This is a genomic window from Pseudomonas sp. P4_D7, from assembly GCF_056401755.1.
Genome location: NZ_JBFUIR010000010.1, coordinates 21,500 through 34,662, shown reverse-complemented (window position 1 = coordinate 34,662; position 13,163 = coordinate 21,500). Strand labels below are relative to the sequence as shown.

At 61.6% G+C, this 13,163-nt stretch carries 9 protein-coding genes; 3 read left to right on the top strand and 6 right to left on the bottom strand.

Annotated features, from left to right (window positions below):
• Positions 1 to 156: 156 nt before the first annotated feature.
• The 4 genes from AC1DVF_RS09315 to mnmC all read right to left on the bottom strand — a co-directional run bounded on the left by AC1DVF_RS09315 (position 157) and on the right by mnmC (position 7,167).
• On the bottom strand, positions 157 to 1,347 hold the full coding sequence (locus tag AC1DVF_RS09315) for an osmoprotectant NAGGN system M42 family peptidase (protein WP_077574040.1): 1,191 nt from the start codon (positions 1,345 to 1,347) through the stop codon (positions 157 to 159).
• A 156-nt stretch (positions 1,348 to 1,503) separates the two neighbouring features.
• Positions 1,504 to 3,249, bottom strand: a complete 1,746-nt coding sequence (gene ngg, locus AC1DVF_RS09310; protein ID WP_460091863.1) for an N-acetylglutaminylglutamine synthetase — start codon at positions 3,247 to 3,249, stop codon at positions 1,504 to 1,506.
• 3 nt (positions 3,250 to 3,252) lie between these two features.
• Positions 3,253 to 5,025 (bottom strand): N-acetylglutaminylglutamine amidotransferase, encoded by a 1,773-nt coding sequence (locus AC1DVF_RS09305; protein WP_477782360.1) that lies wholly within the window; start codon positions 5,023 to 5,025, stop codon positions 3,253 to 3,255.
• A 162-nt stretch (positions 5,026 to 5,187) separates the two neighbouring features.
• Positions 5,188 to 7,167 carry a bifunctional tRNA (5-methylaminomethyl-2-thiouridine)(34)-methyltransferase MnmC2/FAD-dependent 5-carboxymethylaminomethyl-2-thiouridine(34) oxidoreductase MnmC1 gene (gene mnmC / locus AC1DVF_RS09300; RefSeq protein WP_477782359.1) on the bottom strand — a complete coding sequence of 660 codons (1,980 nt, stop codon included), beginning with the start codon at positions 7,165 to 7,167 and terminating at the stop codon, positions 5,188 to 5,190.
• Between the two features lie 172 nt (positions 7,168 to 7,339).
• Between mnmC and pap the strand changes: the two genes are divergently transcribed.
• Both pap and AC1DVF_RS09290 read left to right on the top strand, forming a co-directional pair.
• The gene (gene pap / locus AC1DVF_RS09295) at positions 7,340 to 8,854 is read left to right on the top strand and encodes a polyphosphate:AMP phosphotransferase (RefSeq protein ID WP_095048579.1); all 1,515 of its coding nucleotides are present in this window, start codon (positions 7,340 to 7,342) and stop codon (positions 8,852 to 8,854) included.
• Between the two features lie 102 nt (positions 8,855 to 8,956).
• Positions 8,957 to 10,141: a thiolase family protein gene (locus tag AC1DVF_RS09290; protein WP_427120430.1), complete on the top strand. Its 1,185-nt coding sequence runs from the start codon at positions 8,957 to 8,959 to the stop codon at positions 10,139 to 10,141.
• Positions 10,142 to 10,280: 139 nt separating this feature from the next.
• Here AC1DVF_RS09290 and AC1DVF_RS09285 read toward each other — a convergent pair whose 3' ends face one another.
• Positions 10,281 to 10,475, bottom strand: a complete 195-nt coding sequence (locus AC1DVF_RS09285; protein WP_093435328.1) for a DUF6316 family protein — start codon at positions 10,473 to 10,475, stop codon at positions 10,281 to 10,283.
• 210 nt (positions 10,476 to 10,685) lie between these two features.
• Here AC1DVF_RS09285 and AC1DVF_RS09280 point away from each other — a divergent pair, with 210 nt between their 5' ends.
• Positions 10,686 to 11,645, top strand: a complete 960-nt coding sequence (locus AC1DVF_RS09280; protein WP_477782358.1) for a DMT family transporter — start codon at positions 10,686 to 10,688, stop codon at positions 11,643 to 11,645.
• A gap of 123 nt (positions 11,646 to 11,768) precedes the next feature.
• On the opposite strand, the gene AC1DVF_RS09275 is transcribed toward AC1DVF_RS09280, so the two are convergent.
• Positions 11,769 to 13,163 (bottom strand): class II fumarate hydratase, encoded by a 1,395-nt coding sequence (locus tag AC1DVF_RS09275; RefSeq protein ID WP_007908383.1) that lies wholly within the window; start codon positions 13,161 to 13,163, stop codon positions 11,769 to 11,771.

Genomic DNA, 13,163 nt, shown 5'->3' with positions numbered 1-13,163 from the left:
GCTACGGCGATTGCGGTTTGCCTGCCAGTTTTGTGTTGCCTGTACCGACCTCATCGCGAGCAGGCTCACTCCTACAGGGGAACGCATTCCAAATGTGGGAGCGACGGTGCGACGATTCGACCTGCTCGCGAAGGCGATGGTTCTGCCAACAAAGATTTAACTGTCGGAACGCTGCCCCACCAGACTGTCCACCGACGGTACTCGCGTATCGCTCTCCATCTGTGTGTCATGCTCAATCTGATGACTGAAGCGATCCAGTGAAGCATTCGCTGGCGCCGCATCGCTGGCGAACACCGGCGGGCTCAGAATATAAGCGCCCAGCAAACGACTCAACGCCGCCAGACTGTCGATGTGCGTGCGCTCATACCCATGGGTCGCATCGCAGCCAAACGCGAGCAGGGCGGTGCGGATGTCGTGGCCGGCGGTCACCGCCGAGTGCGCATCGCTGAAGTAATAGCGGAACAGGTCGCGGCGCACCGGCAGTTCATTTTCACCGGCCAGACGCAGCAAATGTCGCGACAGGTGATAATCGTACGGGCCGCCAGAATCCTGCATCGCCACACTCACCGCATGCTCGCTGGAGTGCTGGCCGGGAGCGACCGGCGCGATGTCGATGCCGACGAATTCGCTGACGTCCCACGGCAGCGCCGCCGCCGCGCCGCTGCCGGTTTCCTCGGTGATGGTGAACAGCGGGTGGCAGTCGATCATCAGCTCCTGGCCGCTGTCGACGATGGCTTTGAGTGCCGCGAGCAGCGCCGCAACGCCGGCCTTGTCATCGAGGTGACGGGCGCTGATGTGACCGCTTTCGGTGAATTCCGGCAGCGGATCGAATGCCACCACGTCGCCGATGCTGATGCCCAGCGAATCGCAGTCAGCCTTGGTCGCACAGTAGGCATCCAGACGCAGTTCGACGTGATCCCAACTGATCGGCATTTCATCGACGGCAGTGTTGAAGGCATGCCCGGACGCCATCAGCGGCAAGACACTGCCGCGAATCACGCCGTTGTCGGTAAACAGGCTGACGCGGCTGCCCTCGGCAAAGCGGCTCGACCAGCAGCCGACCGGGGCGAGGGTCAAGCGGCCGTTGTCCTTGATCGCACGAACGGCGGCGCCGATGGTGTCCAGGTGCGCGGAAACGGCGCGGTCGGGGCTGTTCTTCTTGCCTTTGAGCGTGGCGCGAATGGTACCGCGTCGAGTCATTTCAAAGGGAATGCCGAGCTCTTCCAGACGCTCGGCGACGTAACGCACGATGGTGTCGGTAAACCCGGTGGGGCTGGGAATGGCGAGCATTTCCAGCAGGACTTTTTGCAGGTAGTTGAGATCCGGTTCGGGGATTTGCGTGGTCATGGAAACTCCTGATGGGTTGAGCGCTGATCGTTCCCACGCTCTGCGTGGGAATGCAGCCGGGGACGCTCTGCGTCCCAAGAGTGGACGCAGAGCGTCCGGTGAGGCGTTCCCACGCAGACGGTTCGACGCCTCGACGTGGGAACGATCAGGAAAGGGTTAAATAGCCGGCTGACTGTGCGGAAACAACAAATCGACAAAGCGCTCCGCCGTCGGCTGCGGCTCATGGTTGGCCAGACCGGCACGTTCGTTGGCCTCGATAAACACGTACTCGGGTTGATCCGCCGCCGGCACCATCAAGTCGAGGCCGACCATCGGAATGTCCAGCGCCCGCGCCGCCCGTACCGCTGCATCGACCAGCGTCGGGTGCAGGATTGCGGTGACATCTTCCAGCGTGCCGCCGGTGTGCAGATTCGCCGTACGCCGCACAAACAGGTGCTCGCCGGCCGGCAGAATGCTGCTGTAGTCATAACCGGCCGCATGCAGGGTGCGCTGGGTTTCGTGATCCAGCGGGATCTTGCTTTCGCCACTGGTCGCCGCTTGCCGACGACGGCTCTGCGCCTCGATCAACGCGCCCACCGAATGCTGGCCATCGCCGACCACTTCCGCCGGCTTGCGAATCGCCGCCGCCACCACTTCAAAGCCAATCACCAGAATCCGCAGATCAAGCCCTTCGTGGAAGCTTTCGAGCAGCACGCGGCTGTCAAATTGCTTCGCCGCTTCGATGGCTTGCTGCACCTCTTCGATGCTCTGCAAATCCACCGCCACGCCTTGGCCCTGTTCACCGTCGAGCGGTTTGACCACCACCCGTTGATGCTCATCGAGGAAGGCCAGATTGTCGTCGGCATTACCGGCCAGTTGCTGCGAGGGCAGGTTCAGTCCGGCGCCTTTGAGCACTTTGTGGGTCAGGCTTTTGTCTTGGCACAGGCTCATGCTGATCGCGCTGGTCAGGTCGCTCAACGATTCGCGGCAACGTACGCGACGCCCGCCGTGGCTGAGGGTGAACAGCCCGGCATCGGCGTCATCCACCTGCACGTCGATACCGCGTCGATGAGCTTCTTCAACGATGATCCGCGCATACGGGTTGAACTGCGCCTCCGGCCCCGGGCCGAGAAACAGCGGCTGGTTGATGCCGTTTTTGCGCTTGATGGCGAAGGTCGACAGATTGCGAAAGCCGAGCTTGGCGTAGAGGTTTTTCGCCTGCCGGTTGTCATGCAGAACCGACAGATCCAGATAGCTCAAGCCGCGACTCATGAAGTGCTCGATCAGGTGCCGCACCAGCACTTCACCAACACCCGGCCGCGAGCATTGCGGATCAACCGCCAAGCACCACAGGCTGCTGCCGTTTTCCGGGTCGTTGAAAGCCTTTTGATGGTTCAGGCCCATGACGCTGCCGATCACCGCGCCGCTGTCTTCATCCTCGGCCAGCCAGTACACCGGGCCGCCCTGATGATGCGGAGTGAGCCGCGTGGCATCGATCGGCAACATGCCGCGCGCCTGATACAACAGATTGATCGCCTGCCAGTCCGCCTCACTCTGCGCGCGGCGAATACGAAAGCCGCGAAACACACGGGTGGCCTGGCGGTAATCGCTGAACCACAGGCGCAAGGTGTCCGACGGGTCGAGAAACAGTTGCGTCGGTTCCAAGCCGAGGATCTGCTGCGGCGCCGCGACGTACAACGCGATATCACGCTCGCCGGGCTGTTCTTTGAGCAGCTCCTGTGCCAGCGATGCCGGGTCGGGAAACGTGTGGCCGATCAGCAACCGGCCCCAGCCGCAATGGACGGCGATAGGGTCGGCGGCCAACGTGCTGCCGTCTTCGGCCAGACGCGCCTGCAAGCGTTCATAGGACGGCGTCTGACCGCGTAGCAGCCGTTGGTTGATGGCTGTGGCGTGGGGTTTCATCGATCAGATTCCTTGTTCACTGAGCCACAGGTTCAGGGCAGCCAGTTGCCACAACTTCGAACCGCGCAACGGCGTCAGTTGGCCTTGCGGATCGGTCAGCAATTTGTCGAGCATGGCCGGATTGAACAGACCGCGATCCTGACTCGGATCGAGCAGCAACTCGCGCACCCAGTTCAGCGTGTCGCCCTGCAAGTGCTTGAGGCCCGGCACCGGGAAGTAACCTTTTTTACGGTCGATCACCTCACTCGGGATGACTCGGCGCGCGGCTTCTTTGAGCACTTGTTTACCGCCGTCAGGCAGCTTGAATTGGCCAGGCACTCGGGCCGAGAGTTCCACCAGCCGATAGTCGAGAAACGGCGTACGCGCCTCCAGACCCCAAGCCATGGTCATGTTGTCGACGCGTTTAACCGGGTCGTCGACCAGCATCACCGTGCTGTCCAGACGCAGGGCTTTGTCCACCGCCGCCTCGGCGCCGGGCTGGGCGAAATGTTCTTTCACAAAGTCGCCGGCAGCATCGTTCGCGGTCAGCCATTTCGGCTGCACGGTGGCGGCGTAGTCGTCGTAGCTGCGGTCGAAAAATGCGTTGCGATACGCCGCGTACGGATCGGCCGCGCCGTCGACTTGCGGGTACCAGTGATAACCGGCGAACAACTCGTCAGCACCCTGGCCGCTCTGCACCACTTTGCAATGCTTGGCCACTTCGCGCGACAGCAGATAGAAGGCGATGCAGTCATGGCTGACCATCGGCTCGCTCATCGCGCGGAACGCGGCGGGCAATTGCTCGATGATCTCTTTCTCGTCGATGCGCAGTTGATGATGCTGAGTGCCGTAGTGTTTGGCGATCAGATCCGAGTACTGGAATTCGTCACCGCGTTCGCCGCCGGCATCCTGGAAACCGATGGAAAAGGTCGAAAGGTTGTCGACGCCGACTTCACGCAACAGGCCGACGAGCATGCTCGAATCGACGCCGCCGGACAGCAGCACACCGACATCCACTGCCGCGCGTTGACGAATCGCCACCGCTTCGCGGGTGCTGTCGAGGACGCGATCAACCCAATCTTCGAGGGTCAGATTTTTCTCATCATCGTGTGGGCCGTAAGGCAGCGTCCACCAGGTTTTCTGTTCGGTGCGGCCATCGGCTTCAACGCGCATCCAGGTCGCCGGTGGCAGTTTTTCAATGCCGGCCAGCAAGGTGCGCGGCGCCGGAACCACGGCATGGAAGTTCAGGTAATGATTGAKCGCCACCGGATCGAGGATCGGGTTGATGTCGCCGCCCTTGAGCAACGCTGGCAACGCCGAGGCAAAGCGCAGACGCTGGCCAGTACGCGACAGGTACAAAGGCTTCACGCCGAGACGGTCGCGGGCGATGAACAGGCGTTTGGCGTCGCGTTCCCAAATGGCAAACGCGAACATGCCATTGAGCTTCGGCAGCAGCGCTTCGCCCCAGGCGTGGTAGCCCTTGAGCAGCACTTCGGTGTCGCCACCGGAGTAGAACGCGTAACCCAGCGCTTCAAGTTCGGCGCGCAATTCCGGGAAGTTGTAGATCGCGCCGTTGAAGGCCAGGGACAAGCCCAGCTGGCTGTCGATCATCGGCTGCGCCGAGCCGTCCGACAGGTCCATGATTTTCAGGCGACGGTGACCCAGGGCAATCGGCCCTTGGGCATGGAAGCCCCACGCGTCGGGGCCGCGAGGGGCCAGGTGATGGGTAATTCTCTCGATCGCTGCAAGGTCTGCAGGTTGTTGATCAAAACGTAACTCGCCAGCTAATCCGCACATATAGTCCTTACCGGTTTTTCCGTTGGGGAGGGTGTTTCTTCAGCGGCCGAAATGGCCGGTACTCAGAAACTGACCCGGTGCGGTTGTGGGAGTTTTAGAACGATAAGTTATAAGAGGCACCGTCAGACCAGTGGGCCACCGTCATGGCCCGTGGTCTTCAGTTCATTTGCCGCGAATCAACCGACGTAACGCAAAGCGGTTGGGGTGACAGGCTTCGGCGACACTGCGTGGCAGCGGCAGAGGTTCATTGTCCAGCCATGCGGCGAGCAGTTCGCCGGACAATGGCGCGGTGATCAGCCCGCGAGAGCCGTGGCCGCTGTTGACGTATAAACCGTCCAGCCAAGGGCAGGCGATGTCCGGCACTTGGCGGGCGTCTTTGCTCAGCGCCGAGTAGGTGTCGAGGAACGCTTCGCGGTCGGCGAGGGGGCCGACAATCGGCAAATAGTCAGGGCTGGTGCAGCGAAAGGCTGCGCGGCCCTGAAGATTTTCGACCGGCTGTTCACTGATGTGCAGACGCGTAACCAGATCGCTTGAGATCTCTTCGAGCATCGCCAGATTGCCCACGTGTTCGGCGGTGGTCGGCGTCAGGTCATCGCTGTTGAAGTCGAAACTGGCGCCGAGCGTGTGTTCGCCCAGACGGGCGGGAGCGACGTAGCCTTCGGCGCAGACCACAGTGGCCAGTGCCTGGCTTTCTGCGGTTTCGGCGAGACGGGTGATCTGCCCGCGAATGCGCTTGAGCGGTAACTCGGCGCTCTGCGCAAAACATTTGATGTCGGCGGCACCGGCCAACACCACGACCGGCGCGCTGGCGAGCAAGCGGTCACCGTCGCGGGCTTGCCACTGGTCATCGACCCTGCGCAGTTGCAGTGCTTGGCAATGATTGAGCAGTTCGATGTTCGCCTGCGCCGCTTGCGCCTGACACAACGCCGGCGGATGCACCCAACCGCCTTCGGGATAGTACAAGCCGCCATGGGCCAGACCGACCCCGGCACGGGCCTGCGCCTCGGGCTGATCCAGCCACTGCAACAGGTCTTCCGGGAAGGCTTCGGCCAACTGGGCGTGACGCTCGGCTTCCTTGGTATTGAACGCCAGTTGCAGCACGCCGCAAGCGTCCCAGTCGGTGCCGCGTTGCAGGGTTTCCAGCAGGCGTCGGGTGTAACCGAAACCGCTGACGATCAGTTGCGACAGTGCCGTGCCGTGGGCGGACAATTTCAGGTACAGCACGCCCTGCGGATTGCCCGAGGCTTCTTGCGCCACCGCCGCATGGCGTTCGAGCAACGTCACCTGCCAGCCACGTGCGGCCAGGCTGGACGCCGTGGCGCAGCCGGCGAGACCGGCGCCAATCACCAGCGCTCGACGTTCAGCCGCGATCGGTGCAGGACGAGCGAACCAGGGTTTTTCCGGTGTCGGCGGCGTCACTTCCGCCGGCCAGCCGAGAAACTCGCCACGGAGGATTTCCCACTTGTGACCGATGCCCGGCGTGCGCTTCATTTTGAACCCGGCGGCGTTGAGCAAACGGCGGACCCAACCGGTACTGGTGAAGGTGCTGATGGTTGAGCCGGGCGCTGCCAGTCGCGCCAGCTCGACAAACAGTTCGGCAGTCCACATGTCGGGGTTTTTCGCCGGGGCGAAACCGTCGAGAAACCACGCATCAATCTGCGCGTCGAGTTGCGGCAGTTGTTCCAGGGCATCGCCGATCAACAGCGTCAGCGTCACGCGGCCGTGGGCCAGGGTGATGCGCTGAAAGCCGGCATGGATCGCCACGTAATGCCGTAGTAACTGATCGGCCAGTGGCTTGAGTTCCGGCCATAGGGCAAGCGCACGTTTCAGGTCGGCAGGGCTTAGCGGGTATTTTTCGACGCTGACGAAATGCAGGCGCGCACCCGCCATGGCGTGCTGCTCGAACAACTGCCAGGCGCAAAGAAAATTCAGCCCGGTGCCAAACCCGGTTTCGCCGATGACCAGTCGCCCACCCGCCGGCAGCGCGGCAAAACGCTCGGCCAGGCGGTTCTGTTCGAGGAACACGTAACGGGTTTCTTCCAGCCCTGACTGGTCGGAAAAGTACACGTCATCGAATACCCGCGAACGCGGGCGTCCGTGGTCATCCCAATCGAGTTGGGCGTGGGGCAATACAGGTTTCATGGCAGGCTCGGCAACGACAAGGCGGCCATTCTAGCCGATCGCGCAGGGGCTGCTTGATCCATGGCAAGGCTTGCGCCCGTTGACTCACGGACAATCCGCCAGCCGTGGGAATTTCTGCGCCGCTGCTGTGCCCAATCCGCTAGTCTTGCTGAATCCTGGAAGGAGCCGTCCCATGTTTGAATCCGCTGAAATCGGTCACGCCATCGACAAAGACACCTTTGATGCGGCCGTCCCGGCATTGCGTGAAGCCTTGCTCGAAGCTCAGTTCGAACTGCAGCAGCAGAAGCGTTTTCCGGTGATCATCCTGATCAACGGCATTGAAGGCGCGGGCAAGGGCGAGACGGTCAAGTTGCTCAACGAGTGGATGGACCCGCGCCTGATCGAAGTGCGCACGTTCGATCAGCAGACCGATGAAGAGTTGTCGCGGCCTCCGGCATGGCGCTACTGGCGAATGCTCCCGGCCAAGGGGCGCATGGGCATCTTTTTCGGCAACTGGTACAGCCAGATGCTGCAGGGGCGGGTGCATGGCTTGTTCAAGGATCCGCGTCTGGATCAGGCGATCGCCGGCGCCGAGCGTCTGGAAAAGATGCTCTGCGATGAAGGCGCGCTGATCTTCAAGTTCTGGTTTCACCTGTCCAAGAAACAGATGAAGGCCCGGCTCAAAGCATTGGCCGATGATCCGCTGCACAGCTGGCGCATCAGCCCGCTGGACTGGCAGCAATCGGAAACCTACGACAAGTTCGTCAAATACGGCGAGCGCGTGCTGCGCCGTACCAGCCGTGATTACGCGCCGTGGCACGTGATCGAAGGCGCCGACGCCAACTATCGGAGCCTGGCGGTCGGCAAGATTCTCCTCGAAGGTTTGCAAAATGCGCTGAAGCGCCCGGACGTGCATCCGCACGATGTCAGCGCCGCGCCGTTGGGCACGCCGGTCGATCAGTTGAACCTGCTCGACAGCCTCGACCTGACCCAGCGTCTGGAGAAGAAAGACTACGAGGAACAACTGATCACCGAGCAGGCGCGCTTGTCTGGGCTGATGCGCGACAAACGCATGCGCCGCCACGCGCTGGTGGCGGTGTTCGAGGGCAACGATGCCGCCGGCAAGGGCGGGGCGATCCGTCGGGTCGCGGCGGCGCTTGATCCACGGCAATACAACATCGTGCCGATCGCCGCACCGACTGAGGAGGAGCGCGCTCAGCCGTACTTGTGGCGCTTTTGGCGGCACATTCCGGCGCGCGGCAAGTTCACCGTGTTCGACCGCTCCTGGTACGGCCGGGTGCTGGTAGAGCGGATTGAGGGCTTCTGCACGCCGGCCGACTGGTTGCGTGCCTACGGCGAAATCAACGATTTTGAAGAGCAGCTGTCCGACGCCGGAGTGATCGTCGTCAAGTTCTGGCTGGCTATTGATAAAGATACGCAGATGGAGCGTTTCCAGGCGCGCGAAGCGATCCCCTTCAAACGCTTCAAGATCACCGAAGACGACTGGCGCAACCGCGACAAGTGGGACGCCTATCGCGCTGCCGTCGGCGATATGGTCGACCGCACCAGCTCGGAGATCTCGCCATGGACGCTGATCGAGGCCAATGACAAGCGCTGGGCCCGGGTGAAGGTGTTGCGCACGATCAACCGTGCACTGGAAGAGGCCTTCGAGAAATCCGACAAGCACGCGAAGAAACACAAGGACTGAGCCGATAGACGCGCATACGCGGGGTGAATGATTGTCGCGGTGGTTGATGCGGTGGACTTATGCTCGGTCCACTCTCAACCGACCACAACAATGAGGTATGCCATGCGTGAAGTGGTGATCGTCGACAGCGTGCGGACTGGCCTGGCCAAGTCCTTTCGCGGCAAGTTCAACCAGACCCGTCCCGATGACATGGCGGCCCATTGCGTCAACGCGCTGCTTGAGCGCAACGACATCGATCCGGCCAGCGTCGAGGACTGCATTGTCGGCGCCGGCTCCAACGAAGGCGCGCAGGGCTACAACATCGGTCGTAACGTCGCGGTGCTGTCGCGTTTGGGCACCGGCACCGCCGGCATGACCCTCAACCGTTTCTGTTCATCGGGCTTGCAGGCGATTGCGATTGCTGCCAACCAGATCGCTTCGGGTTGCAGCGACATCATCGTGGCCGGCGGCGTCGAGTCGATCAGCCTGACGATGAAAAGCGTCAACACCGATCACCTGATCAACCCGCTGCTCAAGCAGCAAACGCCGGGCATCTACTACACGATGGGCCAGACCGCCGAAGTGGTCGCGCGGCGTTATGGCGTCAGCCGTGAAGCGCAGGATCGCTATTCATTGCAGAGCCAGATCCGCACCGCTCAGGCGCAGGCTGCGGGACTGTTCAACGATGAAATCGTGCCGATGGCGGTGAAGTATCGCGTCGAGGACAAAAACACCGGTGCAGTGCAGATTCTCGACGGTGTGGTTGATCGCGACGACTGCAATCGCCCGGACACCACCTATGAAAGTCTCGCCGGATTGAAACCGGTGTTCGCCGAGGATGGTTCGGTGACGGCGGGCAACTCCTCGCAGCTGTCCGACGGTGCCTCGATGACGCTGGTGATGAGCCTGGAGAAAGCCTTGCAGTTGGGCCTCAAGCCGAAAGCATTTTTCCGCGGCTTCACCGTGGCCGGTTGCGAGCCGGACGAAATGGGTATCGGCCCGGTGTTCTCGGTGCCGAAGCTGCTCAAGGCCAAAGGCTTGCAGGTGGCGGATATCGATCTGTGGGAACTGAACGAGGCGTTTGCTTCGCAGTGCCTGTACAGCCGGGATCGGCTGGAGATCGATAATCAGAAATACAACGTCAATGGCGGCTCGATTTCCATTGGTCACCCGTTTGGCATGACCGGGTCGCGGCAGGTCGGGCATCTGGTGCGGGAGTTGCAGCGGCGTAATCTGCGTTACGGCATCGTCACCATGTGCGTGGGCGGCGGGATGGGCGCGACGGGGCTGTTTGAGGCGGTGCGTTAATCCTCAATTCACTAGTTGTCTGTTCAGCCCTCTTCGCGAGCAAGCTCGCTCCCACAGTAGATCTTCAGTGAACACTGATTTTGTGTACACCAGAGATCCAATGTGGGAGCGAGCTTGCTCGCGAAGGGATCTACCGGGTTTACCGGTTGGAATCCTGTAGCTGCATCCGCGCGATATACGCCTTTATTTCCTGCTCAGCCTTCTCGGGACTGTCGAACGGCCCCTCAAGGGTATTTTCCCGAGTGCTGAAAAACAGTTCGCCATTGACCCGGCACAAGCGATCACTGCGAAAGTGCGTGGCGGGGGCGCTGTCCTGCGCGCGCATTGCTAACATGATCGGTCTCCTTGGCTGGTGCGCTGAAAGGGATCCATTGAGCTTATGCCTGAAGCATTTGGCGCGCCTGTACAGCCGATCAACGGCGCGACGTCAATTTAATGCTGCGACCTGAACAGTTTCATTCGCGTCCTGGCCTTAACTGTCCCTGTGTGTCGGTTCATGGCGCGCCTAGAATGAGCGCACTTGTCAGCAGGCTTTGGGGTTTCCATGCACATTTCATCGGGTCGCTGGGTGTACGGCTTGTTCCTGGCGCTGCTGACCGCGTTTCTGTGGGGCATCCTGCCGATCAAACTCAAACAGGTGCTGCTGGTGATGGACCCGGTCACGGTGACCTGGTTTCGTCTGTTGGTGTCCGGTGGCTGTCTGTTCATCTATCTGGCGGCGGTGAAACGTCTGCCCAGTCGCAAAGTGCTGGGTCCCAGGGGTGGTTGGCTGGTGCTGATGGCGGTGCTCGGGCTGGTCGGCAACTATGTGCTGTACCTGATGGGGCTCAATTTGCTCAGCCCCGGCACCGCGCAACTGGTGGTGCAGATGGGCCCGATCATGTTGTTGATCGCCAGTCTGTTTGTGTTCAAGGAGCGTTTCAGTATTGGTCAGGGAATCGGGTTGGCGGTGCTGTTGATCGGTTTCGTGCTGTTTTTCAATCAGCGTCTGGCGGAGCTGCTGAGCTCGTTGTCGGATTACACCGCCGGGGTGTTGCTGGTGCTGTTGGCGTCGATGGTGTGGACCTTTTATGCGCTGGGCCAAAAGCAGTTACTGACGGTGTGGAATTCGCTGCAGGTGATGATGGTGATTTATCTGTTCTGCGCACTGTTGCTGACGCCGTGGGTGCATCCGCTCGAAGCGCTGAACCTCAGCCCGTTGCAGGGCTGGCTGCTGCTGGCGTGCTGTATGAACACGTTGATTGCCTATGGCGCGTTCGCTGAAGCGCTGGCGCATTGGGAAGCGTCGCGGGTCAGTGCGACGTTGGCGATCACGCCGTTGGTGACGTTTGGCGCGGTGGCGATCGCTGCGCGAATTTGGCCGGACTATGTGCATGCCGAGCAGATCAACGGGTTGGGTTATGGCGGCGCGGTGCTGGTGGTGCTGGGGTCGGCGCTGGTGGCGTTGGGGCCTTCGTTGATTGCCGGGTTGAAGGCGCGGCGGTTGAAGATGGCAGCCAGTTAAACCGCGTCGCCCCCATTCGCGAGCAAGCTCGCTCCCACATTCGACTGCATTCTCATGTTGGAAATGCGCCCAAATGTGGGAGCGAGCTTGCTCGCGAAGACGGACTTTCAGGCTCTACAAAACTTAACCCTTGGCGCCTGCCTCGATCATATTCTCCGGCCGCACCCACGCATCAAACTCTTCATCCGTCAGATAGCCCAACGCCAACGCCGCCTCACGCAAGGTCAGCCCTTCGCTGTAAGCCTTCTTGGCGATCTCCGCTGATTTGTCATAACCAATGTGCGGATTCAGTGCCGTCACCAGCATCAGCCCGCGCTCCAGGTGTCGGGCCATGACTTCGGCGTCCGGCTCCAGCCCGGCAATGCAGTGCTGCTGGAAGTTGCTGCAACCATCGGCAAGCAGGCGGATCGATTGCAGCAGGTTGTGGATGATCACCGGTTTGAACACGTTCAACTGCAAGTGACCCTGACTCGCGGCAATGCCGATGGTCACGTCGTTGCCTAGCACCTGACAGGCGAGCATCGACAGCGCTTCGCACTGGGTCGGGTTGACCTTGCCCGGCATGATCGAGCTGCCCGGCTCATTTGCCGGCAGCCGCACTTCGGCAAAACCTGCGCGGGGACCGGAGCCGAGCAGGCGCAGGTCATTGGCGATTTTCATCAGCGCCACGGCGAGGGTTTTCAGCGCGCCGGACAGGCTGGTCAGCGGTTCGTGGCCGGCGAGGGCGGCGAACTTGTTCGGCGCGGTGACGAAGGGCAGGCCGGACAGCGCCGCCAGTTCTGCAGCAATCGCCTCACCAAAACCATGCGGCGAATTCAGCCCGGTGCCGACCGCGGTGCCGCCCTGGGCCAGTTCACACACCGCTGGCAGCGCGGCGCGGATTGCGCGTTCGGCGTAATCCAGTTGCGCGATGAACCCGGACAACTCCTGACCGAAGGTGATCGGCGTCGCATCCATCATGTGCGTGCGCCCGGTTTTCACCAGTTTCATGTGCCGCGCCGCCAGTTCGGCGAGACCACCGGACAGCTCGGCGATCGCCGGCAGCAGTTGTTCCTGCACGGCCTGGGCGGTGGCAATGCTCATGGCGGTGGGGAAGCAGTCGTTGGAGCTTTGCGAGCGGTTGACGTGATCGTTCGGGTGCACCGGCGTCTTGCCGCCGCGCGGGTTGCCGGCCAGTTCGTTGGCGCGCCCGGCGATGACTTCGTTGACGTTCATGTTGCTCTGCGTGCCGCTGCCGGTCTGCCAGACCACCAGCGGAAACTGGTCGTCGTGCTGGCCGTCGAGCACTTCGTCGGCAGCCTGTTCGATCAGGCGGGCGATGTCGGCGGGCAAATCGCCGTTACGGTCGTTGACCCGTGCAGCGGCTTTCTTGATCAGGGCCAGAGCGTGCAGTACCGGCAGCGGCATGCGTTCCTGACCAATGGCGAAGTTGATCAGCGAGCGTTGCGTCTGAGCACCCCAGTAGGCGTCGTCCGGGACTTCGATCTGGCCCAGGCTGTCGGTTTCGATACGGCTCAT